Annotated in this window: 27 protein-coding genes; 19 read left to right on the top strand and 8 right to left on the bottom strand. The window is 63.0% G+C overall.

The window, feature by feature from the left end:
- Positions 1–93 precede the first annotated feature (93 nt).
- The 5 genes from BN1143_RS03775 (at position 94) to frdD (ending at position 5,782) form a co-directional block, all read left to right on the top strand.
- Positions 94–1,971 (top strand): methyl-accepting chemotaxis protein, encoded by a 1,878-nt coding sequence (locus BN1143_RS03775; protein ID WP_042049705.1) that lies wholly within the window; start codon positions 94–96, stop codon positions 1,969–1,971.
- Positions 1,972–2,488: 517 nt separating this feature from the next.
- Positions 2,489–4,273 (top strand): fumarate reductase (quinol) flavoprotein subunit, encoded by a 1,785-nt coding sequence (gene frdA, locus BN1143_RS03765; RefSeq protein ID WP_005298339.1) that lies wholly within the window; start codon positions 2,489–2,491, stop codon positions 4,271–4,273.
- On the top strand, positions 4,266–5,000 hold the full coding sequence (locus BN1143_RS03760) for a succinate dehydrogenase/fumarate reductase iron-sulfur subunit (protein ID WP_005298338.1): 735 nt from the start codon (positions 4,266–4,268) through the stop codon (positions 4,998–5,000). The genes frdA and BN1143_RS03760 overlap by 8 nt, the downstream gene beginning before the upstream one ends.
- Positions 5,001–5,016: 16 nt before the next feature.
- Positions 5,017–5,415: a fumarate reductase subunit C gene (locus BN1143_RS03755; RefSeq protein ID WP_005298336.1), complete on the top strand. Its 399-nt coding sequence runs from the start codon at positions 5,017–5,019 to the stop codon at positions 5,413–5,415.
- Between the two features lie 10 nt (positions 5,416–5,425).
- Positions 5,426–5,782 carry a fumarate reductase subunit FrdD gene (gene frdD, locus BN1143_RS03750; protein ID WP_005298330.1) on the top strand — a complete coding sequence of 119 codons (357 nt, stop codon included), beginning with the start codon at positions 5,426–5,428 and terminating at the stop codon, positions 5,780–5,782.
- A 109-nt stretch (positions 5,783–5,891) separates the two neighbouring features.
- On the opposite strand, the gene BN1143_RS03745 is transcribed toward frdD, so the two are convergent.
- Positions 5,892–6,590: a DAPG hydrolase family protein gene (locus BN1143_RS03745; RefSeq protein ID WP_042049703.1), complete on the bottom strand. Its 699-nt coding sequence runs from the start codon at positions 6,588–6,590 to the stop codon at positions 5,892–5,894.
- A gap of 94 nt (positions 6,591–6,684) precedes the next feature.
- On the opposite strand from BN1143_RS03745, the gene BN1143_RS03740 reads away from it, so the two are divergent.
- Entirely contained in the window at positions 6,685–7,326 is a 642-nt protein-coding gene (locus BN1143_RS03740) for a TetR/AcrR family transcriptional regulator (RefSeq protein ID WP_042049702.1), read from the top strand.
- Between the two features lie 139 nt (positions 7,327–7,465).
- Here the strand turns inward: BN1143_RS03740 and BN1143_RS03735 are convergent, their stop codons facing one another.
- The 3 genes from BN1143_RS03735 to BN1143_RS03725 all read right to left on the bottom strand — a co-directional run bounded on the left by BN1143_RS03735 (position 7,466) and on the right by BN1143_RS03725 (position 10,291).
- Entirely contained in the window at positions 7,466–8,242 is a 777-nt protein-coding gene (locus BN1143_RS03735) for a substrate-binding periplasmic protein (RefSeq protein ID WP_042049701.1), read from the bottom strand.
- Positions 8,243–8,298: 56 nt separating this feature from the next.
- A complete protein-coding gene (locus BN1143_RS03730) occupies positions 8,299–9,519 on the bottom strand; it encodes a winged helix-turn-helix domain-containing protein (RefSeq protein WP_042049699.1) in 1,221 nt (406 codons plus the stop codon).
- Positions 9,520–9,652: 133 nt separating this feature from the next.
- Positions 9,653–10,291 carry a class I SAM-dependent methyltransferase gene (locus BN1143_RS03725; protein WP_042049698.1) on the bottom strand — a complete coding sequence of 213 codons (639 nt, stop codon included), beginning with the start codon at positions 10,289–10,291 and terminating at the stop codon, positions 9,653–9,655.
- A 217-nt stretch (positions 10,292–10,508) separates the two neighbouring features.
- Between BN1143_RS03725 and BN1143_RS03720 the strand changes: the two genes are divergently transcribed.
- The 7 genes from BN1143_RS03720 (at position 10,509) to BN1143_RS03690 (ending at position 16,965) form a co-directional block, all read left to right on the top strand.
- Entirely contained in the window at positions 10,509–11,153 is a 645-nt protein-coding gene (locus BN1143_RS03720; RefSeq protein WP_042049697.1) for a thermostable hemolysin, read from the top strand.
- The gene (locus BN1143_RS03715) at positions 11,150–12,616 is read left to right on the top strand and encodes an AMP-dependent synthetase/ligase (protein WP_042049696.1); all 1,467 of its coding nucleotides are present in this window, start codon (positions 11,150–11,152) and stop codon (positions 12,614–12,616) included. The genes BN1143_RS03720 and BN1143_RS03715 overlap by 4 nt, the downstream gene beginning before the upstream one ends.
- Positions 12,613–13,272 (top strand): iron-containing redox enzyme family protein, encoded by a 660-nt coding sequence (locus tag BN1143_RS03710; protein WP_017764976.1) that lies wholly within the window; start codon positions 12,613–12,615, stop codon positions 13,270–13,272. The genes BN1143_RS03715 and BN1143_RS03710 overlap by 4 nt, the downstream gene beginning before the upstream one ends.
- Positions 13,269–14,114: an SDR family oxidoreductase gene (locus BN1143_RS03705; RefSeq protein ID WP_042049695.1), complete on the top strand. Its 846-nt coding sequence runs from the start codon at positions 13,269–13,271 to the stop codon at positions 14,112–14,114. Before BN1143_RS03710 ends, BN1143_RS03705 begins: the two co-directional genes overlap by 4 nt.
- 1 nt (position 14,115) lies before the next feature.
- Positions 14,116–14,754, top strand: a complete 639-nt coding sequence (locus BN1143_RS03700) for a tetratricopeptide repeat protein (protein ID WP_042049693.1) — start codon at positions 14,116–14,118, stop codon at positions 14,752–14,754.
- Between the two features lie 82 nt (positions 14,755–14,836).
- Entirely contained in the window at positions 14,837–15,526 is a 690-nt protein-coding gene (locus tag BN1143_RS03695) for a response regulator (RefSeq protein ID WP_005298307.1), read from the top strand.
- Positions 15,523–16,965 carry an ATP-binding protein gene (locus BN1143_RS03690; protein ID WP_017781587.1) on the top strand — a complete coding sequence of 481 codons (1,443 nt, stop codon included), beginning with the start codon at positions 15,523–15,525 and terminating at the stop codon, positions 16,963–16,965. The genes BN1143_RS03695 and BN1143_RS03690 overlap by 4 nt, the downstream gene beginning before the upstream one ends.
- Before the next feature lie 82 nt (positions 16,966–17,047).
- Here the strand turns inward: BN1143_RS03690 and BN1143_RS03685 are convergent, their stop codons facing one another.
- From BN1143_RS03685 to rloA3, 3 genes are all read right to left on the bottom strand, one after another.
- Positions 17,048–18,340 (bottom strand): Tle-like phospholipase domain-containing protein, encoded by a 1,293-nt coding sequence (locus BN1143_RS03685; protein ID WP_017781586.1) that lies wholly within the window; start codon positions 18,338–18,340, stop codon positions 17,048–17,050.
- 33 nt (positions 18,341–18,373) lie between these two features.
- Positions 18,374–18,865, bottom strand: a complete 492-nt coding sequence (locus BN1143_RS03680) for a CesT family type III secretion system chaperone (protein WP_017781585.1) — start codon at positions 18,863–18,865, stop codon at positions 18,374–18,376.
- A 123-nt stretch (positions 18,866–18,988) separates the two neighbouring features.
- On the bottom strand, positions 18,989–19,486 hold the full coding sequence (gene rloA3, locus BN1143_RS03675) for a retropepsin-like aspartic peptidase RloA3 (protein ID WP_042049691.1): 498 nt from the start codon (positions 19,484–19,486) through the stop codon (positions 18,989–18,991).
- A 405-nt stretch (positions 19,487–19,891) separates the two neighbouring features.
- Between rloA3 and BN1143_RS03670 the strand changes: the two genes are divergently transcribed.
- The 6 genes from BN1143_RS03670 to BN1143_RS03645 all read left to right on the top strand — a co-directional run bounded on the left by BN1143_RS03670 (position 19,892) and on the right by BN1143_RS03645 (position 25,513).
- Positions 19,892–20,935 carry a GMP reductase gene (locus BN1143_RS03670; protein ID WP_042049690.1) on the top strand — a complete coding sequence of 348 codons (1,044 nt, stop codon included), beginning with the start codon at positions 19,892–19,894 and terminating at the stop codon, positions 20,933–20,935.
- 94 nt (positions 20,936–21,029) lie between these two features.
- A complete protein-coding gene (earP, locus tag BN1143_RS03665; RefSeq protein WP_042049688.1) occupies positions 21,030–22,241 on the top strand; it encodes an elongation factor P maturation arginine rhamnosyltransferase EarP in 1,212 nt (403 codons plus the stop codon).
- 45 nt (positions 22,242–22,286) lie between these two features.
- Positions 22,287–22,853, top strand: a complete 567-nt coding sequence (gene efp, locus BN1143_RS03660) for an elongation factor P (protein WP_005298294.1) — start codon at positions 22,287–22,289, stop codon at positions 22,851–22,853.
- Positions 22,854–22,992: 139 nt separating this feature from the next.
- Positions 22,993–23,619 carry a DUF2238 domain-containing protein gene (locus BN1143_RS03655; RefSeq protein WP_042049687.1) on the top strand — a complete coding sequence of 209 codons (627 nt, stop codon included), beginning with the start codon at positions 22,993–22,995 and terminating at the stop codon, positions 23,617–23,619.
- Positions 23,620–23,686: 67 nt separating this feature from the next.
- Complete coding sequence (locus BN1143_RS03650; protein WP_017764970.1) at positions 23,687–24,439, top strand: DUF3530 family protein; 753 nt, start codon at positions 23,687–23,689, stop codon at positions 24,437–24,439.
- A 117-nt stretch (positions 24,440–24,556) separates the two neighbouring features.
- Complete coding sequence (locus tag BN1143_RS03645; RefSeq protein ID WP_024941186.1) at positions 24,557–25,513, top strand: D-2-hydroxyacid dehydrogenase; 957 nt, start codon at positions 24,557–24,559, stop codon at positions 25,511–25,513.
- Positions 25,514–25,574: 61 nt separating this feature from the next.
- On the opposite strand, the gene BN1143_RS03640 is transcribed toward BN1143_RS03645, so the two are convergent.
- Complete coding sequence (locus tag BN1143_RS03640; RefSeq protein ID WP_005298287.1) at positions 25,575–26,042, bottom strand: YMGG-like glycine zipper-containing protein; 468 nt, start codon at positions 26,040–26,042, stop codon at positions 25,575–25,577.
- Positions 26,043–26,235: the final 193 nt, after the last annotated feature.

Below are 26,235 nucleotides of genomic sequence, written 5' to 3'. Positions count from 1 at the left end.
CCGGGATACAAAAAGTTCGACTTTGGCCGATACAGTGTTGGCCCATAACAATAAAACCACACATCGCAGACTGAAGCTCACAAGGATGTAAACATGAACTTATCCATTAAGAACAAGCTTGTCCTCGCCATCGGGGTCATTATCCTGGTCATCACAGGCCTGCAGGTCTGGTACAACACAAGTCAACTGAAAAGCGAGACCCGGCGTCTGATCTGGAGCTTCATCGACGACAGCTCGGTCTCGAATGTCAAAGGCATCTCCCGCTGGCTGGATGCCCGCATCGGCATGGTCACCGCCACCAAGGAGGCCTTCGCCAAGGAAGACGAACCCATCAGCCATCTGGCCCAGACCATGAACGCAGGCAACTTCGACCTGGTCTACGTGGGCACCAAGGATGGCAAGATGATCCAGAGCAAGCCGACCGACCTGCCGGCCGGCTATGACCCCCGTCAACGTCCCTGGTATAAGGACGCCATGGCAGCCGGCAAGCTGGCCATCACCTCGCCCTACGCCGACATCACCACGGGTCAGCTGATCATCACCATCGCCGAGCCCTTCACCCGGGGCAACACCCAGGGGGTCATCGCCGGTGACGTCTCCATCGATGCCCTGGTACGCGATGTGCTTGCCCTCAATTCGGAAGGTACCTACGCCATCCTGGTTGACGGTAATGGCACCATCATCGCCCACCCGGACAAGGAGCTGGCGCTCAAGCCGGCCACCGCCCTCTCCCCCGATCTGACCGCAGCCAAGGTCAACGAACTGGCCCATGACAACACCATCTCCGAGATGGAGATCAGCGGCAAACCCAGCGTATTCGACCTGACCGAGATCCCGAACACCAACTGGTATTTCGGCATCGTGGTGGACGAAGCGGTCGCCTACCAGTCCGTCTCCCGCATGATCACCTCCGCCCTGCTGCAAGGTCTGCTGACCATCCTCATCGTGGCCGGTTTCTCCTACGTCGCCATCAGCGGCTCCCTGGCACCGCTGAAGACCCTGGGCGAGGCGATTGCCGATCTCTCCCGCGGCAACGGGGATCTGACCCGCCGCGTCAAGATCGAGCGGGAAGACGAAGTGGGCATAGTCGCCAAACACGTCAACACCTTCATCGACCGCATCCACGTGATGGTGCAGGACATCTCCAACTCCTCCGGGCAACTGAACCAGCAGGCCAAGTCGTCCCACAACATGGCGGAGAAATCGAGCCAGGGTCTGGCCCGCCAGCAAAACGAGATCTCCCAGATCGCGACTGCGGTGCACGAGATGTCCGCCACCGCGGTGGAAGTGGCCAGCAACGCCGAGCAGACTGCCGATGCGGCCCGCAGCTCCTCCAGCAGCTGTGAGCACGGCAAGCAGGTGATCGCCCGCAACCAGCGCTCCATCACGGATCTCGCCACCCAGGTCAAACAGGCTTCCGGCATAATCCAGGAGCTGGAGAAGAACGCTCAGGAGATCAACACCATCCTCTCTACCATTCAGGGCATCGCCGAGCAAACCAACCTGCTGGCACTGAACGCCGCCATCGAGGCAGCCCGTGCCGGCGAGCAGGGTCGCGGTTTCGCGGTGGTGGCCGACGAGGTGCGGGTACTGTCACAGCGTACCCACAGCTCCACCGTCGAGATCCGCAACATGATCGAGACCCTGCAGCGCAACACCCAGGGCGCCGTCAGCACCATGCATGAAGGCCAGCTGCTGGCCCAGAACAGCGTGGAAGATGCCAACGATGCCACCCAGGCACTGGAGCAGATCACCGCCTCCATCAACCAGATCTCCGACATGGCGACCCAGATCTCCAGCGCCGCCGAGGAGCAGCGGGCCGTTACCGACGAGGTGAGCCGCAACATCCAGGCGGTCAAGGACGTCTCGGACGAGCTGGCGGTCGATGCCGACAGCTCACGCCATCTCTCTGAACAACTTAAAAATATTTCAGGTGAACTGAGCAATCAGGTCGGCATGTTCCGCATCTGATGCAGATCGACAAAAGGGGCCATGCAGGCCCCTTTTTTTATGAAAAAATGCTTTGGTTTCAATAGTTATTACCACATCAACCAGCAGGGATTGCCGACTCTCCTGCACGACACCGGTCAGCCCTCGATCCTGCAACAACTGACTCACCATGACATTCGGATTAGTTTTTTGAACTCAATCACCACATTCTTCTATCCGTGAATAATTCTTATTAAATATTTTTGATAAAAAACTTAAAAACTTTGGGGTTAATACCTAAAAAGAGAGGTGTTTCTCATTTTTTTGAAAGAAAACTACGTATAATCCTGAGCTTAAAATAACCATAGTAATGACAGCGGCTGATACCGATAACTGCAGGATGGCGATAATTACGGCGTTTTCATCCAAGGAATGGGGTGATTTTGATAAAGATCACCATTGCCAAGCACTAAAACAGACCAGTTTGACTTGCATCAAGCCTGAATTTTTTTTATAGAGCAAAATCGTGCCCAGCAAATCTATCCCTAAGGAGGCAGATGTGGATATTATCAAGACCGATGTCGCCATCATCGGTGCTGGTGGTGGTGGCCTGCGTGCCGCAATCGCCATAGCGGAAGCTCACCCGGAGCTGGAGATCGCCCTGATCTCCAAGGTCTACCCGATGCGCAGCCACACAGTGGCCGCAGAGGGCGGCGCCGCCGGTGTCGTCCGTGATGATGACTCCCTCGAAAACCACTTCAACGACACCGTCTCCGGTGGCGACTGGTTGTGTGAGCAGGACGTGGTCGACTACTTCGTCAACAACGCCACCAACGAGATGATCCAGCTGGAGCACTGGGGTTGCCCCTGGAGCCGCAAGCCGGACGGCAAGGCCAACGTGCGCCGTTTCGGCGGGATGAAGATCCCCCGCACCTGGTTCGCGGCAGACAAATCCGGTTTCCACATTCTGCACACCCTGTTTCAGACCTCCATCAAGTACCCGAGCATCAAGCGCTTCGATGAGCACTTCTGCATGGATCTCATCGTGGAAGATGGTCGCGTCCAGGGCGTACTGACCTTTGACATCCAGAACGGTATCACCCGCTTCATCCAGGCCAAATCCGTCATTCTGGCCACCGGTGGCGCCGGTCGTGTCTATCGCTACAACACCAACGGCGGCATCGTCACCGGTGACGGCATGGCGCTGGCCTACCGCCACGGCGTACCGCTGCGCGACATGGAATTCGTCCAGTATCACCCGACCGGCCTGCCGGGCACCGGCATCCTGATGACCGAAGGTTGTCGTGGTGAGGGCGGCATCCTGCTCAACAAGGATGGCTACCGCTACCTGCAAGACTATGGCTTGGGCCCGGAAACCCCGGTCGGCCAGCCGAAGAACAAGCACATGGAGCTGGGTCCCCGTGACCGCCTCTCCCAGGCCTTCTGGCAGGAGCAGCAGAAAGGCCGCGTGATCCAGGGCCCGATGGGCGACGTGGTTCACCTCGACCTGCGCCACCTTGGCGAAAAGTACCTGAAGGAGCGTCTGCCCTTCATCTGCGAACTGGCCAAGGCCTACGTGGGTGTGGATCCGGTCAAGGAGCCGATCCCGGTGCGTCCGACTGCCCACTACACCATGGGCGGCATCGAGACCAACGGCGCATGCGCCACCCGTCTGCCGGGCCTCTATGCCCTGGGCGAGTGTGCATCCGTTGGTCTGCACGGCGCCAACCGTCTGGGTTCCAACTCCCTGTCTGAGATCGTGGTGTTCGGCAAGGTGGCCGGTGAGCACGCCGGTGAATTTGCCAAGACCCAGTCTCATGGCAACACCCAGGCGCTGGCCGCCAAGGCCGAGGCGCTGATCAAGCAGCACCTCTCCCTGCTCGATATCGACGGCACCGAAAACCCGGCGGATATCCGCAATGAGCTGGGCATGTCCATGGAAGCCGGGGTCGGTATCTACCGTACCGAAGAGCTGATGCAGGGCACCATCGACAAGATCAACGAGCTGAAAGCCCGTTACAAGAAGATCAAGATCAACGACAAGTCCTCCGTCTTCAACACCGATCTGCTGTACGCCATCGAACTGGGCTACATGCTGGACGTGGCCGAAGCCATGGCGCACTCCGCCATCAACCGGAAAGAGTCCCGCGGTTCCCACCAGCGTCTGGACGGTTACGAGGAGCGCGATGACGTCAACTTCCTCAAGCACACTCTCTCCTTCTACAACGGCGAAGGGGCCCCGACCATCGACTATTCCGATGTGAAGATCACTAAATCCCAACCGGCCAAGCGCGTGTACGGTTCCGAGGGTGAGAAACAAGACGAGGCTAAGAAGAATGGCTGAGATGATCGAAATTGAAATCCTGCGCTACCGTCCCGAGCAGGATAACGAGCCCTGGATGCAGACCTTCCAGGTGCCCTACCTCAAAGAGATGTCCCTGCTGGATGCACTGCAATACATCAAGGATCATCTGGACTCCACCTTGAGCTTCCGCTGGTCCTGCCGGATGGCGATCTGCGGCTCCTGCGGCATGATGGTCAACGGCATTCCGAAACTCGGTTGCAAGACCTTCCTGCGCGACTACCTGCCGGGCAAGATGACTATCGAGCCGCTCAACAACTTCCCGATCGAGCGCGATCTGGTAGTCGACATGTCCGACTTCATCGAGAAGCTGGAGAGCATCAAGCCCTACATCATCCCGTCTGAGCCGCGCAACCTGTGCGATGGCGAGTACACCCAGACCCCGGCTGACATGGCGAAGTATCACCAGTTCTCCATGTGCATCAACTGCGGTCTGTGCTACGCGGCCTGCCCGCAGTATGGCATCAACAAGAAGTTCACCGGTCCGGCGGCCCTGGCGCTGGCCTACCGCTACAACGCCGACAACCGCGACAGCGCGTCCAAAGAGCGGATGAAGATCATCAGCCAGGACGAGGGCGTCTGGGGTTGCACCTTCGTGGGCTACTGCTCCGAAGTGTGCCCGAAAGGCGTGGATCCGGCGGCGGCCATCCAGCTTGGCAAGGTCGAGAGCGCCAAGGACTACATGATCGCCATGTTCAAGCCAGATTGAGAGCAGGAATGAGACCATGAACAACACCAATAGCAAACGTAAGCCTTACGTCCGCGAAATGAAGAAAGACTGGTGGCTGAAGAATGCCTTCTACACCGGTTACATGATCCGCGAAGGCACCAGCATCTTCGTCTCCATCTACGCCGTCGTGCTGATGTGGGGTCTGCTGCGGCTGGTACAGGGTCAGGAGGCGTTCAACGGCTGGCTGGAATCCCTGCAGAGCCCGATCGCCATCCTGTTCCATGTCATCGCCCTGGCAGCCTGCCTGTTCCACGCCAAGACCTGGTTCGCCCTGGCCCCGAAAGCCATGCGCATCTTCCGTGGCGAAGACCTGGTGCCGGAGAAGCCGATCGTCATCGCCCAGTATGTGGCGCTGGCGGTGGTATCCCTGCTTGTCCTGATCATCGTGGCCTGAGGAGAAAACAATGAGACGTTCTGACGAGCCAATTTACTGGGGTCTGTTTGGGGCAGGTGGCATGGTCGTTGCTATGCTGCTGCCGGTCATTGTCCTCATCACAGGTCTGCTGGTGCCCATGGGCATCATGGACGTGGAGACCATGAGCTACGAGCGCGTGCTGGAATTCGCCAGCTCCTGGTGGGGTGCCTGCATCCTGCTGGCCATCATCGCCCTGCCCATCTGGCACGGCATGCACCGCATCTACCACGGCCTGCATGACTTGGGGATCCACACCACCAAGCTGCACCACTATGTGTTCTATGGCTTCGCCTTCCTGGTGTCCGCCATCACCCTGGGTCTGCTGATGGTGCTGGTGTTCCAGTAAGCACATCCAGACTGCATGACAAACCGGGCCAAGTGCCCGGTTTTTTTATGACCATCTTCCGCGGCTCATCTCCATCCGGCAGCTGGCCTGCGCACTCGTTCGGCATCCTTCACCAGAGCCTCGGTGCCAGCTCACGACCGTTTTCCGCGTAGTAGAGCGACGGCAGAAACTGCGCCAGATAGCTGAATTCGCTGTAGCAGTGGCGCATCAGATTGAAGCCTATCTCGTCCAGCACCTCGTCAAGCGGATTGGTGCAGGCCTTGCCCAGCAGGAAGCGGCTGCGCAGCACACAGCCGTATGGGGTATCGCGCGCCAGGTGCAACATCTCGCCATCCAGCGGCGCCCCGTTCTCATCCAGCACTACCTCATCGCCAAAGCCGATACGGGCGCAGATGGCGGCAGAGAGAGCCTGTGTCTCCCGCGCCTCCTGCAGCGGCTGCGGGGCGAACACCTCTTCGGCGCTGTGGAACTTGAGGCGAGCCGCCACCGGCGGCAGCTCGGCAAGCCACTCCACCGCCGCTATGCTGGCTCCCACATAACGCTCACCTCTCTTCCAGTGATGATCCCAGCCCCGGTGTTCGACGTGGTCGTGGGGGTGCCACCACCGGATGTGCTGGGTCGTCTCGAAGAAGGTGAACCACCAATCCAGCATGCGCCCCTTGCAGCCGTGCAGATCGGTGCGGATGGCGACCGTCAGCAGGCCCTCGGTGCTGCGGGTCAGGCCCATTTCCAGGCGCAGTGGCTGCGGCCTTAGCAACTCATTGATGTCATTGACGCCCCAGGGGGCAAGCAAGGCGGAAGTATTCATGATGAGACTCCGATAAATTTAGGAAACGAACTTCGTTTCCTAAATTACGCTATGCCTGTATGCTGAGTCTGTCAATGCTTTCCAGGAGCCCATCATGTCGCACCAAACCGATGAAGAAACACGCTCACGGGGCCGGCCGGTCACCCCGGAAGCGGACCTGCGTGCCGCCCTCACCGAGGCAACGCTGACCTTGCTGCTCAAGGGAGGATACGGTGCCACGACCGTGGATGCGGTGGCCAAACAGGCGGGGGTCGCCAAGAAGACCCTCTACCGCTTTGCCGCCAACCGCGACGAACTGGTGGCGCAGGCGGTGCGCAGCTGGACCGATGCCTTTCAACCCGCATTCGAGCAGGATGCCACTCACCCAGGCGCCCTGGGGGAGATGCTGGAGCAGGGCTTGCAGGCCATTGCAGATCAGGTGCTGAGTGCTCAGGCGGTAGGCATGTTCCGGCTGCTACAGCATGAGTTCACGGGGCGCGATGCCCTGCTGGCGGCCTATCAGGAGAACGGGATAACCCGCGGCAGGGCGACCCTGGCGGCGTGGTTGCAGCGCCAGCAGCAACTGGGCTGGCTGCGCGAGCTTGATTCAGCCCAGACCAGCGATCTGCTGCTGGCGATGACCATGGCGGAGCCGCTGCGCCAGATGGCGCTCGGCTTGCTGGCGCCAGGCAGCGATATCCGTGCGCGCATCGCCGCCGCCGTTGCTCTGGTCCTGCCCGGCCTGGTGCGAGGGTAAAGCCCCCTCGGCCAGGAGGCTGCGTCACGGCAAAGGGCGAGATGACATCAGAACGCGAAACCTGCCGATAAGTTGCCGCCCCAGTCAACGCCATCACAGCCATAAAAAACCGGGCATCAGGCCCGGTTTTTTATGGTCATCACTCCATCGGCGGCAAAAAACGGCGCATCACCTCGTCGCTGTAACCGCTGTCCTGAAACTCGATAAGCAACTGGTTGAGGCGGGTCACCAGCTCATAGGAGCGCGGCGAGCCCTTGCTCACCAGCAGATAGAAGCCCTTGCGGCTGGGCAGGGCGAGGTGGAGCAGCCCGCTCTCGCTCTGGTAGATGCCAAGGCCGATACCGCTCATCAGGGGTTCAATCTCGCTGGGCAAGAAGTCACAGCGATCGCGCCCCAGCATGTCCAGCGCCTGCTGCAGCTGCTTGAGCCGGCGCGGCTCCTGCGCCAGCCCGTAGGGGGCATAGTTGTAGCCGAGCACCCCGCATACCCGGGAACGATTGACCGTCTGCAGATCGGGCGCCTCGGGAAAGCGCCGCTTGAGGTAGAAAAATCCGAGGTGGGTGTAGTAGAGCGGTACGCTGTAGAAAGCATATTCCGCCCGCTCCGGCTTGTAACTGGCATCCCAGGTCAGCTCGCACAAGCGGTTCTGGCGATAGTCGGCCAGCTCCTGCTGCACCCTTGCCCAGGGCAGATAGCGGATCTTGTAGAACAAACCGAGCCGCTTCAGGGCCTCGAGCACCTGGGTTGTGGCAGAGCCGGTGAGACGGCCGGTATCGGGCACGCCATCCTTGCGCTCCCAGTAGGTGAAGGGGGCCCACTCGTTGCCCTCCCCCAGGCAGATCTGCACCTCGGGCTGGGCCGCCTCCACCAGCCCGGTCAGGCCCCATCCCAGCAGCAACAACATGGCTCGCGTCATTGTCTCCCTCCTTCGCCTCCCTTGCAGCTTAGTGCAGGCGGGTGTGACGATCCCCGTTATAGTGCCCCCTCCTGCCACAGGGCCAGCAGGGGCGCGGGGATGGCGCCGTAGCGCAAGGTCGGGGTCTGGTGCCAGTCGGCCAGCCGCTGCAGCGCCTTGACCAGCTCCTGCGCCAGGGTCCGGGTCACCCTGACCCCCGCCTCCAGATAGAGGTTCTTTATCTCGAAGATCCCCTGCTGGCGATGGGCCTTGGCGTCCATCCTGCCCACCAGCTTGCCGCGATGCAGCAGCGGCAGCACGAAGTAGCCGTACTGGCGCTTGGGCGCCGGGGTGTAGCACTCGATGCGATAGTCGAACTGGAACAGCTCGCTGGCCCGCTTGCGATCCCAGACCAGCGGATCAAACGGTGACAGCGCCGTGGTGTGACTGGCCTTGAGGGTGCCAGCCTGGGCCCGGGCCAGCTCGTCCGCCAGCGAGGCGTGCACGAAGGCGCCGTGCTGCCACCCCTCCACCCGCACCGGCAACAGTTCTCCCTCGTCCGCCAGCTGGTGGAGCAGGGCGTCGTATTTGCCGCGCCGCAGCCGATAGTAGTCGGCCACCCAGCCGGTCTTGACCAGCCCCAGCGCCCGGCAACTGGCTCGCACCATGTCCCTTTGCGCCTGTTCCGGGCTCGGCAGATCCCGCTCGTCGCGCCACTCGGGCATCACCCGCTCGGCCAGATCGTAAACCCGCTGGAAGTTGCGCCGCTCGCGCACCATCAGCTGGCCTGCGGTGAACAGCACCTCCAGATGGCGCTTCTCCGGCTTCCAGTCCCACCAGCCGTTGCCCTTGCCCCCCTTGCGTTCAAAATCGGCCGCCCGCACCGGGCCATGCTGGCGAATGCGCTCGATGATCTCGCCGATCTCCTGTTGATGGGTGGCAAGCCAGTTGGCCGAAAATTTCCAGCCCATGGCGGCGGGATCCAGCATGCGGTGGCGCAGCAGGCGGTAATCCTCCCGCGGCACGAAGCAGGCCTCGTGGGCCCAGTATTCGAAGATATTGCCCTCGGCCAGCAACTGCTCCAGCCAGCCTGGTTCGTACTGCCCCAGCCGGCTGAACAGCACCAGGTAAGGGCTGCGGGCCACCACCGAGATGGTGTCTATCTGCAGCAGCGCCATGCGGCGGATGGTGGCCAGCAGATCGGCCGGTTTCGCCTTGCCACGGCGCGGCGTCAGCAGCCCTTGGGCCGCCAGTTGTAGATGGCGGGCATCCTGTAGTGAAAGATGGGGAATCGACATGACGAACCACTCCTTGGTGTCGGGATACGGGCGGTTGGCAACGCTTGGGGGTCAATACAGGGAAACAGGCAGGCGGATCCCGCCAATCAGGCCCTCAGCATGCCCAAGCCGCCACCAAATGGAAATGCCCCGTTCAGGGTTTGGTGAACACCGCCACATCCTGATGGGGAAACTCGACCTGCGCCTGCCAGCGGGTCGCCAGGGCGCGAAAGGAGGCCTCGGCGAAGAAGACGATGTGGGTCGGATCGTGGCGATAGCGCCACTGCCGAAAGCGCTCGTCCCCCAGCACCCGCTGGGTCTGCAGCACCAGCAGGCCGCCGGGCTTGAGGCAGCCCCACAGCGTCTCCAGCACGGCGCGCGGCTCGGCGATGTGCTCGACCACCTCGGTGCTGGTGATGAAGTCATACTGCCGCGTCAGCAATTCGGGCTCATCGGCATAGAACTTGTCGTAGCCCGCCATCTGGTAGCCCGCCTCCCGCCCCATGGCGATGAGCGCCGGGCCCGGGCCGCAGCCAAAATCGAGGCCGCTAGCCGGCGGAGGCAGCCGGCGCAGCACCTCGCCGAAGGCCCGCAGCAAAAAGGCGCGATAGCGGGGATCATCCACCTGGTTGTCGTGGCCATCATAGACCGCCTTCTCGCGCGCGGGATCCAGGTGCTCGGCCGCATCCAGCCAGACCAGCTCGCAGACCCGGCAGCGATGGTACAGCTTGCCGGCCACCGGCAGCTCATAGGCATCGGCGGCGCAGCAGAGCGGGCAGGATAAGGGGGTCATGGCATCTCCTCTCGAAAGCGGGCGGTCAAAAGTGGCCGCAGCTTGCCTGCCCGCCTGGCGGCTGACAAGGTTTTTTGTCCGCCCGCCCCGTGTTCGGGTCGCAGCTTTACCTATTTTTTCAACCAGTTGCCTCTGTGTGAAACAGATTTTTCACCTCTTAAGGGTTTCTTAAGTTTGCCCCTTTAGTCTGATGACAATCGACAAGAAGGAGCCATCCATGACCACAGACATTCAAGCCCCCTATCGGCTGGCGCTGGCCGATACCCCGCAACAGGTCATGGTACTGCAGGGCTACATCCAGGCGGCCTACAGCCAGGAGTTCAACGCCCGCATTCCCCATTTTCTGCCCTGCCTGCTCGGCCTCTACCGGGCCGACGGCCTGCTGGTCGGCGCCTGTGGTCTCAAGCTGGCCGGCAGCGAGCGCCTCTATCTGGAGCAGTATCTGGATCAGCCCATCGAGGCCGCCATTGAAACCCGGCTCGGCGCCCCCGCCCGGCGGGATCGCATCGTCGAGGTGGGCAACCTCGCCTGCAGCGAGCCCGGCAACGCCCGCCTGATGTTTGCGGCGCTCTGCCGCCTGCTGTGCGACAACGATCTCGACTACGTGGTGTTCACCGGCACCGCCAAGCTGCGCAACAGCTTCCACCGCCTTCACCTCACCCCGGTGGAGCTGGCCCCCGCCCGGGCCGACAAGGTGGGTGACGACGCCAGCGCCTGGGGCGCCTATTACCACTGCCAGCCCAAGGTGATGGTCGGCGACCTCGGCCTCGGACGGCAGGCACTGGCCCGGGGCAGCCTGCTGCTCTCCCTGCTGGCCCCCATGCCCTCCCTGTTCAACTGCCCGCACCGGAGCGCCTTATGATGCTGTTTGACCAAATCGCCTACTTCGCCCGCCAGACGCCCCACAGCCCGGCTCTTGCCAACAGCCAGCACAGCCTCAGCTACGAGGCGCTGTGGCAGCAGTTGCCAGCGCTGGCCGACCGCCTGCAGATGGCCGGGATCAGCCGACTGGCGCTGCAACTGGACAACGGCCTGCCCTGGGCGCTCATCGATCTCGCCTGCACCATGGCCGGTATCGTGGTGATCCCGATCCCCCACTTCTTCAGCCTGGAGCAGCAGGAGTGGTTGCTGGAGAGCAGCGGCGCCGATGCCCTGATCGGCCCCCACCATCCGGGCTGGCAGGCCAGCGAACCGCTGACGCTCGCGGTCGGCGAGCTGCCGCTGTGGCGCCGTACCCCTGCCCGGCTGCCCCCCCTGCCGGCCGGCACCGCCAAGATCACCTATACCTCCGGCACCACAGGGCAACCCAAGGGAGTCTGCCTGTCGCTGGCCCAGATGATGGCGGTCTGCAGCTCGCTGGCCGAACGGGTCGCCCCGGCCAAGGTGGAGAAGCACCTGACTCTGTTGCCGCTCACCACCCTGCTGGAAAACCTCACCGGCCTCTACGTGCCGCTGCTCACCGGCGCCTGCAGCCGCATCCCTTCGCTGGCAGAGCTCGGCTTTGCCGGCTCCAGCAAGCTGGATCCGGCCACCCTGGCCCAGGCCCTGCTGCGCTGGCCCACCCACAGCCTGGTGCTGGTGCCCGAGCTGCTGCGCCTGCTGCTGGCCCTGTGCAGCGCCAACCCGGCGCTGGCCGAGCAGCTGGCCGGCCTGCGCTTCGTCGCGGTGGGCGGCGGCAAGGTCTCGCCCGAGCTCATCAGCCGGGCCCGCAAGCTGGGGCTGCCGGTCTACGAGGGGTACGGGCTGTCAGAGTGTGGCTCCGTCGTGGCGCTCAACGGCCCCAACGGCCACAGCCTGGGCAGCGTCGGCCAGCCACTGCCCCACTGCCGGGTATCGATCGCCGCCGACGGCGAGATCCTGGTGGAGGGAGCCGCCATGCTCGGCTATCTGGGCAGCGATGAGGCGGTACCAGCGCTGGTCGCCACCGGCGATCTGGGTCATCTGGATGCGGAGGGTTATCTGCACATCACCGGGCGCAAGAAGAACGTCCAGATCACCGCCTTCGGTCGCAACTTCTCCCCCGAATGGGTCGAGGCGGAAGCCCAGCTCTGTCCGGCCATCGCCCGCATCGTGATCTTCGGCGACGGCCAGCCGGCCAACGTCGCCCTGATCCAGCCGCAGCCCGGCACCGACGCACTGCTGGCCCAGCAGATCGAGCAGCTCAACCATCGTCTGCCCGACTACGCCCGCATCCATCACTGGCTGCCGGTGGCGCTGGATCAACATCCGGAGCTGCTGACCGCCAACGGTCGCCCCCGTCGCGAACGGATTTATCACCACTTTTCCCGGCAGATCAGCCAATGCCTTACAGGAGAGACCTCATGAGCTTCTATCAGACTCTGCAACAAGCCACTGCCAGTGAGCGCGAGCATCTGTTCAACGCCCCCATCATAGAGGCGTGCCGCAAGGGGGAGATCTCCCGCGACATCTACCTGCGCTTCCTCTCCCAGGCCTTCTATCACGTGCGCCACACGGTGCCGCTCTTGATGGCCACCGGCGGCAAGCTGGGCCAGGAGTATGAGTGGGTGCGCGGTGCCATCAAGGAGTACATCGACGAGGAGTACGGCCATCAGGAGTGGATCCTGAGCGACATCCGCGCCTGCGGCGGCGATGCCGAGGCGGTGCGCCACGGCCAGCCCGAGCTGCCCATCGAGCTGATGGTGGCCTTTCTCTATGACCAGGTGCAGCGCGGCAACCCCATGGGTTTCTTCGGCATGGTGCAGGTGCTGGAGGGGACCAGCGTCGCCATCGCCCTGACCGTGGCCGACCAGCTCAAGGCTGGCCTCGGTCTGCCGCCCCAGGCCATGAGCTATCTCAGCTCCCACGGCGCACTGGATCAGGATCACCTCAAGTTTTTCGAATCCCTGATGAACCGGGTGGAGAGCCCGGCCGATCAGGCGGCCATCATTCACTCGGCCAGGGTGGTCTACCGCCTCTACGCCGACATGCTCTATCAACTGACGGAAAACCAGACATCATGAAGCTTGAAGGAAAACTCGTGCTGCTCACGGGCGCCAGCGGCGGGATCGGCGAGGCGCTGGCCCAGGAGCTGGCGGCCCAGGGAGCGCACCTGTTGCTGCACGGACGCAGGGCCGGTGCACTGGAGCGGCAGTGCAAGGAGCTGCCGCACCCGGAGCGCCACCAGACGGTGATCGCCGATCTGGGCTCGCCCCAGGAGCGGGCCAGACTGCTGCAGCACCCGGCGCTGGACGAGGGGCTGGACGTGCTGATCAACAACGCCGGCTGCAACCAGTTTGCCTGGCTGGAGGATCAGAGCAGCGAGCAGGTCGAGCGCCAGCTGCTGCTCAACGTCGAGGCGCCGATCCAGCTCACCCGCATGCTGCTGCCCCGCCTGCGCAAGCCGGCGGTGATCATGAACATCGGCTCCAGCTTCGGTGCCATCGGCTACGCTGGCTACAGCGTCTATTGCGCCAGCAAGTTCGCCCTGCGCGGCTTCAGCGAGGCACTCGGCCGCGAGCTGGAGGGAACCGGCATCCAGGTGCTCCACTTTGCCCCCCGCGCCACCCGTACCCGCCTCAACTCGGAGGCGGCCTACGAGATGAATGCCGAGCTCGGCACCCACACCGACAGCCCGCAGGACGTGGCCGAGGAGGCCGTCATCGCCCTGTGTAACGAAACCCGCCGCAGCTGGCTCGGCTGGCCGGAGAAGCTGTTCGTGCGGCTCAACGGCCTGCTGCCCGGCCTGGTCGACCGGGCGCTGGCCAGGCAACAACCCATCATAGAGCGCTATGCCCGCCACCCGGCACCCGCTGCCGGCACGTCGGGGCACGCCACCTCCGTCATGACAGAGAAGGAACGTTAAGATGAAGCACGCCACTTTCCGCCCCCGTTTCACCCACGGCGCCCTCCTGCTGCTCATGCTGGGCTCGGGGATGGCCCAGGCCGCCGACGCCCTGCCCGTCATCCAGCAGCTGTGGGCGGTCTGTCAGTATCAACAGACCGGCAAGGCCAAGGAGAGCTGCCTCGAACAGCTGAGCAGCGAGGCCGATCAGGCCAGCGCCAAGGAGGCTTTTCGCACCGATCTGCTGATCTGGTCAGCCATCGTCAAGAGCACCTGGGCCGGCGCCAAGGGCGGGCTGGGTGCGCTCGGTCTGGTCAAGGAGGCCAAGGCCAAGCTGGAGATCGCCCTCCGGCAGGACCCCAAGGCACTGGACGGCTCCGCCTACACCAGCCTGGGCTCGCTCTACTACCAGGTGCCGGGCTGGCCGGTGGGCTTTGGCGATGACGAGAAGGCCGAGCAGCTGCTCAAGCAGGCGCTGGCCATCAACCCGACCGGCATAGACCCCAACTTCTTCTACGGCGACTTCCTGCTGGATCAGGGCCGCAAGGCCGAGGCCAAAGGCTATCTGGAGAAGGCGCTGGCAGCCCCGCCCCGGCCGGGTCGCGAGCTGGCGGACCAGGGTCGACGCATCGAGATCCGCGACCGCCTCGACAAGCTGTAAATCCGTTTGGGATCAGCGGGCTATTTAAACTCTGCCCACCAGCTTGCATACTGGTGGGCAGCGTCTTTTGAGGGGAATAACAATGCGGATCCTGTTGGTGGAAGATGATGTGATGCTGGGCGACGGCATGGTGGATGCCCTGCGCAGCAGCGGCTACACGGTGGACTGGCTGCAGCAGGGGCTGCCTGCCCTGTCGGTGCTCAAGAGCGAGGAGTTTGCCGCGCTCATTCTGGATCTCAACCTGCCGGACATCGACGGCATCAGCCTGCTGCGCAAGCTGCGCCGGGAAGGCCAGACGCTGCCGGTGCTGATCCTCACCGCCCGCGACGCCCTGGACGACCGGGTGCTGGGGCTGGATGCGGGCTCCGACGACTACATGGTCAAGCCGTTCGCCCTGCAGGAGCTCAACGCCCGCCTGCGCGCCCTGGTGCGCCGCAGCAAGGGCCAGGCCCAGGCGGTGCTCGAATACGGCGAGCTGCAGCTCTATCCCGAATCCCAGCAGGTCACCTATCGGGGCGAGCCGGTCAAGCTCACCCCCCACGAATACAAGCTGCTGCAGGAGCTCATCACCCAGAGCGGGCGGGTGCTGAGCAAGGATCAGCTGCAGCAGAGCCTCTACGGCTGGGACGAGGGGGCCGAGAGCAACGCGGTGGAGGTGCACATTCACCATCTGCGCAAGAAGTTCTACAGCGACCTCATCCGCAATATCCGCGGGGTCGGCTACATCATTCCCCAGCTTGAGCAGGCCCAGCGCCGGGACGGCCGGGCATGACACGTCCCCGCTCCATCCGCCGCTTTCTGCTCTCCGGCATCCTGGCGCTGGTCAGCGCCAGCCTGGCCGTCAGCGCCCTCATCGGCTATCTGGAAGCGAGCCACGAAATGGAGGAGCTGTTCGATGCAAGGCTCGCCCAGTCGGCCCGCATCACCAACCAGCTGCTCGGCCGCTATCTGGAACAAAACGGCGAGCTGCCCGCCAACGGCACCGTCTATCAGGAGTGGGAGCAGAGCAACCCGGAGCCGTGGCAGAAAGACAAGAGCTTCAACCTGCGGGGTGAAGACAGAGAGCTCACCCCCTTTGGCCACGAGTTCGAGCGCAACCTCTACTTCCAGCTGCTGAGCGAGCAGGGCGGCATACTGCTGCGCTCCCCCAGCGCCCCCAGCCAGCCCCTCGGCGCGCTGGCCCCCGGCTTCAACAGCGTCACCAAGGACAACCACGAGTGGCGCACCTTCACCCTCTACAACCAGGATGCACAGACCTGGCTCATCGTGGCGGAGCGGGACGACGAGCGCAGCGAGCTGGCCAGCAAGATGGCCACCCTGACCATGCTGCCGCTGCTCATCACCCTGCCCTTCCTGCTTGGCCTGTTGTGGTGGCTCATCTCCCGCGGGCTGGCGCCGCTGCGCCAGCTGGCCCAGGCCATCGGTGAGCGCCACCCGGCCAACCTGAGTCCGCTCAACCTGAAGATCCGGGCCCAGGAGCTGACCCCGCTCACCAACGAGATCAATCGCTTGATGCACGCCCTTGCCGACACCATAGAGCGGGAGAAACAGTTCACCAACGAGGCGGCCCATGAGCTGCGCACCCCGCTGGCGGTGCTGCGCATCCACAGCGAGAACGCGCTGGCCGCCGAGGATGCCGAGAGCCGTCAGCACTCCCTGCAGAAGATGCTGCTGGCGCTCGATCGCAGCGATCGGCTGCTGCGCCAGCTGCTGACCCAGGCCCGCATCGACAACCAGCAGGGGCTGGAGCTGAGCGAGCTCAACCTGAACCAGCTACTGCAGGGCACCCTGGCCACCCTGGCCCCCATCGCCCTGAAAAAGGATCAGCAATTGTCGCTGGAAGGCACCGAGCAACTGACGGTGATGGGGCAGGCCACCCTGCTGGAGCTGATGTTCAGCAACCTCATCGACAACGCCCTGCGCTACACCCAGGCCCAGGGCGAGATCGTGGTCGAGGCGTGCCAGGAGGGGCACAGGGTCAGGGTCGACATTCGCGACAACGGCCCCGGCATCCCCACCGCCGCCCTGTCGCGCCTGTGCGAGCGCTTCTTTCGGGTCAATCCCCAGCAGGGGGACGGGGTCGGCCTCGGCATGGCCATCGTCTCGCGCATCGCCCAGCTGCACGGCGCCGATCTCGACATCCACAACCGGCCAGAAGGGGGGCTGGAAGTGAGCGTGCTGCTGCCCTCTCGCACCCCATCCCCGCCATGACCCGGAAACGACAACGCCTCCCATCGGAGGCGTTGTTCACACTGGTTGATTACGCAGAAGCAGCCAGGCTGCAGTCGGCAACTCAAGCAAGCAGCTTGTCCAAACCGGCCGTCACGGCCTCCATCCGGTGGCCACCGGAATGTTCTATGACATACCGCTTGCCCACCTGAGCAGAGGCATCCAGCCCGAAAATCCCGTGCTCAACCTTCTGGCTCAGCGGATCGCCACTGGTATTGATATGGGTTACGTTGGCTTGATCAAGCTTGTGGGCGAGGCGATCCCGTAGCCCAACATGCAACCCCATGCTGTTAAAGGCCGTAACCTTCAACCCGTGTTTGATACCGGCATATTGCGCCAGACCACCTCCCAGAGAGTGACCCTGTACCTCGACCTTGCCACCATGCTGCTGGGCAAACGCCTTGACCAGACGGTCTGCATCCTGAAACGCGCTGTCCTTGATCCCGAGTGCCGCACCGGCATCGCTCTTCAGCGTCCCCGGTCGTTTGGTTGGCTGAGTACCAACAAACGAGAGCACCACGGTATCGTCACGCTTGTAGACAGCGACCTTGAGCGCAGACCAGGCATCCCCAGCCAGGATGAAGGGGTCGTTTTCACCCTTTTTCGCAACAACATGAAGGGCCAGCGCACTCCCGCTACCACCGGTTCCATCTTCACGCCGCGCCAGGATAGAAGGCGGTATGTCCGCCAGCGTAGCGTGATGATAACCAGCCGGCATCTCCCGATAGCTGCTGGAACAACTGACTCTTGCCAGCTGGGCGGCATCCATGACGGCACGAGCCCCTTCGGCAGTGAGTGGTTCCTGCTCCGACTTGGCTACGAAGGCAGGCTTGAGCACCTCTTTGGCTGCACTCAACGCCTGCTGTGACCCTTGCTGCAGTCGCTCCGACACGCCCAGGGGCAAATGGGAAGCCCCTTTCATCACGGCACCAGCCAGTCCCAATGAAGAGGAGGCAACCAGACGGGCGGCCGACTCACCCAGATTTTTCACCCCGGCAGCGCCAGCGGTCACAACGCCACTGGCGACACTGCTGATGCCCCCAGTGATATTGGCCAAGCCCTTGATGAGGGCGCCTGTCCAGTAACGAGCCTTGCCTTTGGCGCTCTGGGCATGAGAGTCATGACCACCCTGAATGGCAATGCCAATCTTGCGAGCCGGAGCACTGAGGGTCAGCCATTTGAGCGAGGTATTCAATACCTTGCCTGGCTGTACACGGGAACCGAACCCGAGGCTGGTATAGTGAGACGCCAGATTGTGGTGCACCTTGCTCTGACGAGACGAGGTCTGTACCTCGCCATGAGCATGAGAAGTAACTGTGGTGGTATGCAGGGGCTGCCCAATGTTTTGGATAGACATATTCTGTTCCTGATTAATACGAGCGGACACCCGTCAACATGGAATGATGACGCCGGACAACGGGGATGGACGCGAGGGACTCTCCTGCTGCGCGAGCACGCTCTGCAACTGCCCCAGCAACGTAACGCCGAGATCGAGAAACTCGCCCAAGGTCTGCATGAACAGAGCGCTATCAAGCATTTCGATGAGAGAAGAAAAAGTCAGCACCAGGTGGTTACTGCGACTGTCCAGGCTGATCTGGCTGCCCCCGGTGACAAGGCCAAACATGTTCAGTTCGAGGGCTGCCCGAGTCAGGGTCAACTGGCCGTTGGTATCTTCCGGTAGGCGCAACAACGGGATATAGAGGTAACACGCTTGCAGCTCATCGTTGTCTGGCACCTCGACCAGACACTCGCCATCCTGGCCGAACGGCACACGGCAGTGGCCATCACTTCCCAGGCTCAAGGCAACGCCCTGCTGCTCACCTGCGAGCGATAGCCATTCAGATACGGTTTGTTGGTAGGCTTTCACTATGCTCCACTCCATGCTCCATCCCTTGCGGGCGAATGGGCTCGCCCGCATCGAGGGTATGGTGCAAATGCTACCGCTGGCAGAGACAGTGTGATTTAGCTGTGAAACGCCGTTTTTTAGATCCGCGCCGAAATTGCTCTAGCGGCAGCTCGGCTGTACCGTGAAAGTGCGGCTCGAATCCACTGCGCCGAGATCCGCCAGCAGGCGGCGTCCCAGCAGCACCGGATAGATCATCTTGCTGCGATCCCGCAGGGTGAACCACTCCTCGTACACCTTGTCACCCAGGCAGATGGACATGGTGACCGTGGGGCGCTGTTCCATGCCGCCGGCGCCACGCACCGTCACCATGTGCTCCACCGGCCGCTCCAGGGTCTGGCTCACCTGCCGGTCGGTGTTGGCATCGGTCACCTGCAGGGTAAAGCGCACCCAGGGCTTGCCGTCACGCTTGAAGTGGCGCAGATCCCGCGCATCGAGCGAGGAGGTGAGCGCCCCGGTATCCAGCTTCATCTTCACTGCCACCCCGCTCGGCATGATGAGCCCCTTCTCAATCCAGCCATAGATGGTGGGCGCCGGCGCGGCGAGGGCCGGCAGGGCAAACCCGGCCAGCAGCAGCGGTATCATTCGCAATCGGATCATGTCTACTCCTTGTCAGGACGGGGCCGACACAGGCCCGAGCCGCCCAGAGTGGGGATGGAAAGTCCGGCTGTCAACTGGCGAACGTGTCTGGCTGACCGCAACCAACGCGGCCATGGCCTGTGGCGTCAGGATCACGCAGAACCTTGCCAGAAAGGATTCAATCAGGTGGTTTCAAGTGGGCGGATGGGACGAGATAAACGGGGCTGGATGAAACCCGAGGCTGTGCTCAGGTTGTGACGCCAAAGGCTACCACAAGGCTTCGCGAATTATCAGTCTTGTTCCGGAGGGATTTTTGCCTACACTGTTGTAAACCGGAGGCCCTGAAAACCACCGGTTTTTTTGTGCCTGCCGAAAAGTTGCCACTGCAAAGTGACCTATCAAACAAGGCTCAATAAGGAATTCGTAATGCGTATCGAAGAAGACTTGAAGCTCGGTTTCAAGGATGTCCTGTTCCGCCCCAAGCGCTCTACTCTCAAGAGCCGTTCCCAAGTCAGCCTGACCCGCCAGTTCACCTTCAAGCACACCCAGACCCAATGGCAGGGCGTGCCCGTCATCGCCGCCAACATGGATACTGTCGGCAGCTTCGCCATGGCGCGTACCCTGGCCGGCTTCGAGATGATGACCGCAGTACACAAGCACTACAGCCTTGCGCAGTGGCAAACCTTCGTGAGCGAAACCGACCCGGCGCTGCTGGGCCATGTGATGGTCTCCACCGGCACCTCCGAGGATGACTTCAACAAGACCCGCCAGGTCCTGGCCATGTCCGAAGCGCTGCGCTTCATCTGCGTCGACGTGGCCAACGGCTACTCCCAGCACTTCGTCGAGTTCGTGCGCAAGATCCGCGACGCCTGCCCCAACCACGTCATCCTGGCGGGCAACGTGGTGACCGGCGAGATGGTCGAAGAGCTGATCCTCTCCGGCGCCGACATCGTCAAGGTAGGCATAGGCCCGGGTTCGGTCTGCACCACCCGGGTCAAAACCGGCGTCGGCTATCCGCAGCTCTCCGCCATCATAGAGTGTGCCGATGCGGCCCACGGTCTGGGCGGCCAGATCGTCGGTGACGGCGGCTGCACCTGCCCGGGGGATGTGGCGAAGGCGTTTGGCGGCGGCGCCGACTTCGTGATGCTGGGCGGCATGCTGGCGGCCCACGAGGAGTGCGGTGGCGAGATCGTCGATGTAGATGGCGAACCCTTCATGAAGTTCTACGGCATGAGCTCGTCCAGCGCCATGGACAAGCACGCCGGCGGCGTCGCCGAGTACCGCGCCTCCGAGGGCAAGACGGTGCTGCTGCCCTACCGCGGCCCGGTGGAGAACACGGTGCGCGACATCCTGGGCGGCGTGCGTTCCACCTGCACGTATGTGGGTGCCAGCCAGCTGAAAGAACTCACCAAGCGCACCACCTTTATCCGGGTGCGCGAGCAAGAGAACAACGTCTACGGCAAGGAGTAACTCGCCGCAGCCACCGTCATGCGCTGACGGTTAGAAGCCAGCCAACCGGTGTGCTACCCTGCGCACCGGTTTTTTGCATCTGGAACCCCGCGACATGACAAGCCCGCTTCCCCCGTTTGACTGGGACATCTTCTGCTGCGTAGTGGACAACTTCGGTGACATCGGTGTCACCTGGCGGCTGGCCCGCCAGTTGAAACAGGAAGGAGCGCTCCCGGCGCAGGAGAGTGAGGTTCAGGTGCGGCTCTGGGTGGACGATCTGGCGAGCTTCGCCCGCATCTGCCCTGGGCTCGACCCGGCGCAGGAGAGCCAGTGGGTCGACGGCATCCATGTCCAGCACTGGCACGAGACCCTGCCGGCGGACACCATCCCGGCCCGAGCGGTGATCGAGGCGTTCGCCTGTGAACTGCCCGCCCCCTTCGTCGCGAAGATGGCGAGCCAGCCCAGCCCCCCCTGCTGGCTCAACCTCGAATACCTCTCGGCCGAGAGCTGGGTCGAGGATTGCCACGGCCTCGCCTCCCCCCAGCGTCTCGAGAGCCAGAGCCTCGGCAGCCTGAGTCTCAACAAATACTTCTTCTTCCCGGGCTTCACCGCCAGAACCGGCGGCCTCTTGTGCGAGCGCGGCCTCATCGTCGAGCGCGAGCGCTGGCAACAGGATGAAGCGGGACTGAACGCCTACTGGGCGAGCCTCGGCCTGCCCCCCAAACAGGAGCTCGAGCTGCGGGTCAGCCTCTTCACCTACGAGAGCGCCGCCCTGACCAGCCTGGTCGAGTGCTGGTGCCAGGGCGCCACCCCCGTCACCCTGCTGCTGCCGCTCGGGCGCTCCCTCAACGACGTGCTCACCGGCGCCGGGCTGGCAGATGCCATCCCCACCGCTCGGGCGGGGGATCTGCTGCACTCGGGCAACCTCGCCATCAAGCTGCTGCCGATGACCGATCAGGCCGGCTACGATCGGCTGCTGTGGAGCTGCGATCTCAACCTGGTGCGCGGCGAAGACTCCTTCGTGCGGGCCCAGTGGGCTGCCCGCCCCTTCCTCTGGCATATCTACCCGCAGGAAGAGCAGGCGCACATGGTCAAGCTGGACGGCTTTCTCGACCACTATCTGGCAGAGCTGCCCACCGCCACCGGCCAGTGGCTGCGCGGTTTCAGCCATGCCCTCAATCAGGGGGAAAATACCCGCGAATGGTGGGCCCAATGGCCGGATCACGCCGCGATATGGCAGCAACATGGGCGACACTGGTCACATAAGCTGCTCCAGGACGGGGATCTCGTCACGAGGTTGGTGAAATTTTTAGAAAGCCGTATATAATCTGGCAGTTTTTATCCGTCCGTTTCACGAACAGGAATTTTTTACATGAAAACCGCACAGGAAATCCGCGCTGGTAACGTAGTCATGATCGGCACCGAGCCGATGGTGGTCCAGAAGGCTGAATTCAACAAATCCGGCCGTAACTCCGCCGTGGTCAAAATGAAGCTGAAAGGCCTGCTGAACGGCAGCGCCACCGAGACCGTCTTCAAGGCCGACGACAAGCTGGACGTTGTTCAGCTGGAACGTAAAGAGTGCACCTACTCCTACTACTCCGACCCGCTGTACGTATTCATGGATACCGAATACAACCAGTACGACGTCGAGAAAGACAACCTGGGTGACGCGCTGAACTACCTGGTAGACGGCATGGAAGATCTGTGTGAAGTGACTTTCTACAACGAGAAAGCCATCTCCGTAGAGCTGCCGACCACCATCGTGCGCGAAGTTGAGTACACCGAGCCGGCTGCCCGTGGCGACACCTCCGGTAAAGTGACCAAGCCTGCCCGTCTGAAGGGCACCACCTACGAGCTGGCCGTTGCCGCCTTCGTAGAGATCGGTGACAAGATCGAAATCGATACCCGCACCGGTGAGTTCAAGCGTCGCGTCAACTAAGTTGACCCCTTGGATCAGTGGTAAAAAAGCGAGCCGTCGGCTCGCTTTTTTTATGGGCGCATCGGCCCCCTGGCTGTATTCACGGCGCAAACATGGCTAAATGGAGCATGCTGGCTTGTGCCATCCCCCGGAGCGCCCCATGACATCCCTGCACAAAGCGCTGTTGCTGCTGTTGACCCTGCTACTGCTGGCCCTCTCCGGCTGGCAACCCTATGACAGGGCGACCTGGCTGATGGAAGTCGCCCCCGTGCTCATCGCCATGCCGCTGCTTGTCCTGACGCACCGCTCTTTTCCGCTCACCAGCCTGCTCTATCTGTGCATCACCCTGCACGCCATGGTGCTGATGCTGGGCGGCGCCTACACCTACGCCCGCGTCCCGCTCGGGTTCGAACTGCAGCAGTGGCTCGAGCTCGGTCGCAACCCCTATGACAAGATTGGCCACTTCTTCCATGGCTTCGTGCCCGCCCTGGTGTGCCGAGAGATCCTGCTGCGCGGAGGTTATGTGCAAGGCCGGCGCATGCTGGCGTTTCTGGTGGTCTGCGTGGTGCTCGCCATCAGCGCCACCTACGAGTTCATCGAGTGGGGGGCCGCCCTTGCGCTTGGCCAGGGGGCGGATGAGTTTCTCGGCACCCAGGGCGACCCCTGGGATACCCAGTCCGACATGTTCTTCGCCCTGATTGGCGCCGTCAGCGCCCTGTTGCTGCTCTCCCCCCTGCACGACCGGCAGCTGGCCGGGCTGGCAAGCCTCAAGCAACCGCCACGCTAGCCCTACCACTTCCCCCTTCAGAAATCCGGCCTGGTGCCGCTAACCCGAATAACCGGGGGAGCGCACTATGGCCAGACTGTTCTTATCACTGCTGTTACTGACCCTGCTGGCAAGCAACCCCTTGCAGGCCAGCGAGGGCACACCGCTCACGCCCCTCGACTACTGGCAGAACAGCGACTGGCAGGGGCTGCCCAACAGCACCCAGATCGACAAGCAGACGGTGCTGTTTGCCAAGCACGACAGCGACAGCTACGTGGGGCTCGCCATCCTCTTGCCCGACTGGCAGCGCAGTGGCCAGCTGTGGCAGCTGACCCGCGCCCTCGGCCGGCTCGGCTTCGACACCCTGCTGCTGCTCCCCTCGCCCCAGCAAACCGAATTTGACCCCGCCGCCGAGAAGAAACAGCAGGCCATAGACGACTTTCGCAAGCAGTTCGCCACCCGCATCAGCAAGCTGGGGGACGCCAAGCTGCAGGAGGGGGGCTTCAAGCTGATACTGGCGCAGGGCACCGGCGCCGCCTGGGCCACCAACCTCATCGCCAGCGAACAGCTGCCCGCCCCCGATGCGCTGGTGCTGCTCGACGGCTTCTTCCCCGACCAGCAGAGCAACCAGATCTTCGCCAAGGAGATCGCCCAGGCCACCATGCCGACCCTCGACCTCTATCAGGAGGATGGCGGACGCTGGCCGCTGCTGGCCGCCGAGGCGCGCAGAAGCGAGAGCCGCCGCAGCCACAAGCTCAACTACCGCCCCTACGCCCTGCTGGAGCTGGATGAAACGCCGACCCGGATCCAGGGCTGGCTCACCCACCTCGGCTGGCTCTGACGCCAAAAATGCCGCCTGTCTCACATCCGGCGCGATTGCCAAGGCCTTGAGGTGCAGCAAACTGGCCCTCGGCCGCCGATGTTTGGCATCATGAACGCCTCAACGGCAGGAGGCTTCATGCAGCAAATTGTGTTTCTCGACAGTGATACCCTGGATACCGGCATCACCCTGCGCCACCCCGGCTTTCCCCACCACTGGCAGAGCTACCCGAGCACGGCCCCCGAGCAGGTAGTGGCGCGGCTCAAAGACGCCAGCATCGCCATCATCAACAAGGTGCGCATCGGCGCAGCCGAGCTGGCCCAGCTGCCGGAGCTCAGACTCATCGCGCTGGCGGCCACCGGCAGCGACAACGTGGATCTGGAGGCGTGCCGCGCCGCCAACGTCGGCGTCTGCAACATCCGCAACTACTCGGGCCCCTCGGTGCCGGAGCACGCCATGGCGCTGATGCTGGCCCTGGCGCGCAACCTCTTCTGCTGGCGCCAGTCGCTGCTGGAGGGGCGCTGGCAGCAGAGCGGCCAGTTCTGCTTCTTCGATCACCACATCACGGATCTGCACGGCAAGCGGCTCGGCATCATCGGCAAGGGGACGCTCGGCCAGGCCCTCGGCGAGCGGGCCAGGGGGATCGGCATGGAGGTGCGTTACGCCCAGAGCCAGGTCGGTGCCAGCCACGACGAGGATCGGCTGCCGCTGGACGAGCTGTTGCAAAGCGCCGACGTCATCAGCCTGCACTGCCCGCTCACCCCCTATACCCGCAACCTCATCGGCGAACGGGAGCTGGGGCTGATGAAGCCGGGTGCCCTGCTGATCAACGTCGGCCGCGGCGGTCTGGTGGACGAGGAGGCCCTGCTGCGAGCGTTGGCCAACGGTCGCCTCGGCGGCGCCGGTTTCGACGTGGCAAGCGTCGAGCCGCCGCCCCCCGACCACCCCTTGATGAAGGCGCTGCAGTACCCCCACTTCATCCTCACCCCTCACGTGGCCTGGGCCAGCGAGGAGTCGATGCAGCGCCTCGCCGATCAGCTGATCGACAACATCAACGCCTTCGCCGAGGGGCGCCGCCAGCACCGGCTGGTGTGACCCCTCTAGCGACCAAAACGAGAGAGGGGCCCGTCGGCCCCTCTCTCAATGCTGGCGGCGATCAATCATCGTCGTGCCATCTGTGTTTCTTGTGCTTCTTGTGTTTCTTGTAGTGCCTGTGGTCATCGTCGTAGTAGCGATCGTTGCTCTTGTGGCCATCCCCGGTCTTGGCCCCGATGGCAGAGCCGCTGGCCCCGCCGACGCCGGCCCCGATCAGTTGACCCGTGCTGCCACCCACGCTCTTGCCGATGGCGGCCCCGCCCAATGCCCCGACGGCCCCGCCGAGGGCAGCTTCATTCTTGTTGCCCTTGTTGGCCGTGGCCGCGCCGCCGGCCGCCCCGCCCAGTGCAGCACCCACCAGGGCGCCGGTGTCACCGCCCAGCTCCTTGCCGATCATGGTGCCGGCCACGCCGCCCGCACCGCCGCCCAGGATGGTGTTGAGGGTCTCCGACGCCTGCGCCGCACCGCTGGCCAGCAGCAGTGAGCCCAACAGGGCCAGGGCGCGCATGCCGTGCTTGTTCATCTCCATGGGGTACTCCTGTCAAACCTGATTAATTTCCCCGAACTATACGATTCCCGGCAAAGGGCGCCACTGTCGCAGCAGAGCGACACCCGGCTAGGCACGACCTGCCGCGCTGACCAAATCAGGATTAACCTTTTGAATTTGCTTACTAAAAAACAGATGTTGTGAAATAGCAGCAGAGGCAGTCGCTGGCCCCCCG

The sequence above is a fragment of the Aeromonas dhakensis genome (assembly GCF_000820305.1).
GTDB classification, from domain to species: domain Bacteria; phylum Pseudomonadota; class Gammaproteobacteria; order Enterobacterales; family Aeromonadaceae; genus Aeromonas; species Aeromonas dhakensis.
This window is presented reverse-complemented; position numbering and strand designations above follow the sequence as displayed.

Coding starts and splice junctions, on each gene's coding strand:
- BN1143_RS03775 (WP_042049705.1), top strand. CDS start 94: ATGAACTTATCCATTAAGAACAAGCTTGTCCTCGCCATCGGGGTCATT.
- BN1143_RS03760 (WP_005298338.1), top strand. CDS start 4,266: ATGGCTGAGATGATCGAAATTGAAATCCTGCGCTACCGTCCCGAGCAG.
- BN1143_RS03755 (WP_005298336.1), top strand. CDS start 5,017: ATGAACAACACCAATAGCAAACGTAAGCCTTACGTCCGCGAAATGAAG.
- frdD (WP_005298330.1), top strand. CDS start 5,426: ATGAGACGTTCTGACGAGCCAATTTACTGGGGTCTGTTTGGGGCAGGT.
- BN1143_RS03745 (WP_042049703.1), bottom strand. CDS start 6,590: ATGAATACTTCCGCCTTGCTTGCCCCCTGGGGCGTCAATGACATCAAT.
- BN1143_RS03740 (WP_042049702.1), top strand. CDS start 6,685: ATGTCGCACCAAACCGATGAAGAAACACGCTCACGGGGCCGGCCGGTC.
- BN1143_RS03735 (WP_042049701.1), bottom strand. CDS start 8,242: ATGACGCGAGCCATGTTGTTGCTGCTGGGATGGGGCCTGACCGGGCTG.
- BN1143_RS03730 (WP_042049699.1), bottom strand. CDS start 9,519: ATGTCGATTCCCCATCTTTCACTACAGGATGCCCGCCATCTACAACTG.
- BN1143_RS03725 (WP_042049698.1), bottom strand. CDS start 10,291: ATGACCCCCTTATCCTGCCCGCTCTGCTGCGCCGCCGATGCCTATGAG.
- BN1143_RS03720 (WP_042049697.1), top strand. CDS start 10,509: ATGACCACAGACATTCAAGCCCCCTATCGGCTGGCGCTGGCCGATACC.
- BN1143_RS03715 (WP_042049696.1), top strand. CDS start 11,150: ATGATGCTGTTTGACCAAATCGCCTACTTCGCCCGCCAGACGCCCCAC.
- BN1143_RS03710 (WP_017764976.1), top strand. CDS start 12,613: ATGAGCTTCTATCAGACTCTGCAACAAGCCACTGCCAGTGAGCGCGAG.
- BN1143_RS03705 (WP_042049695.1), top strand. CDS start 13,269: ATGAAGCTTGAAGGAAAACTCGTGCTGCTCACGGGCGCCAGCGGCGGG.
- BN1143_RS03700 (WP_042049693.1), top strand. CDS start 14,116: ATGAAGCACGCCACTTTCCGCCCCCGTTTCACCCACGGCGCCCTCCTG.
- BN1143_RS03695 (WP_005298307.1), top strand. CDS start 14,837: ATGCGGATCCTGTTGGTGGAAGATGATGTGATGCTGGGCGACGGCATG.
- BN1143_RS03690 (WP_017781587.1), top strand. CDS start 15,523: ATGACACGTCCCCGCTCCATCCGCCGCTTTCTGCTCTCCGGCATCCTG.
- BN1143_RS03685 (WP_017781586.1), bottom strand. CDS start 18,340: ATGTCTATCCAAAACATTGGGCAGCCCCTGCATACCACCACAGTTACT.
- BN1143_RS03680 (WP_017781585.1), bottom strand. CDS start 18,865: ATGGAGTGGAGCATAGTGAAAGCCTACCAACAAACCGTATCTGAATGG.
- rloA3 (WP_042049691.1), bottom strand. CDS start 19,486: ATGATCCGATTGCGAATGATACCGCTGCTGCTGGCCGGGTTTGCCCTG.
- BN1143_RS03670 (WP_042049690.1), top strand. CDS start 19,892: ATGCGTATCGAAGAAGACTTGAAGCTCGGTTTCAAGGATGTCCTGTTC.
- earP (WP_042049688.1), top strand. CDS start 21,030: ATGACAAGCCCGCTTCCCCCGTTTGACTGGGACATCTTCTGCTGCGTA.
- efp (WP_005298294.1), top strand. CDS start 22,287: ATGAAAACCGCACAGGAAATCCGCGCTGGTAACGTAGTCATGATCGGC.
- BN1143_RS03655 (WP_042049687.1), top strand. CDS start 22,993: ATGACATCCCTGCACAAAGCGCTGTTGCTGCTGTTGACCCTGCTACTG.
- BN1143_RS03650 (WP_017764970.1), top strand. CDS start 23,687: ATGGCCAGACTGTTCTTATCACTGCTGTTACTGACCCTGCTGGCAAGC.
- BN1143_RS03645 (WP_024941186.1), top strand. CDS start 24,557: ATGCAGCAAATTGTGTTTCTCGACAGTGATACCCTGGATACCGGCATC.
- BN1143_RS03640 (WP_005298287.1), bottom strand. CDS start 26,042: ATGGAGATGAACAAGCACGGCATGCGCGCCCTGGCCCTGTTGGGCTCA.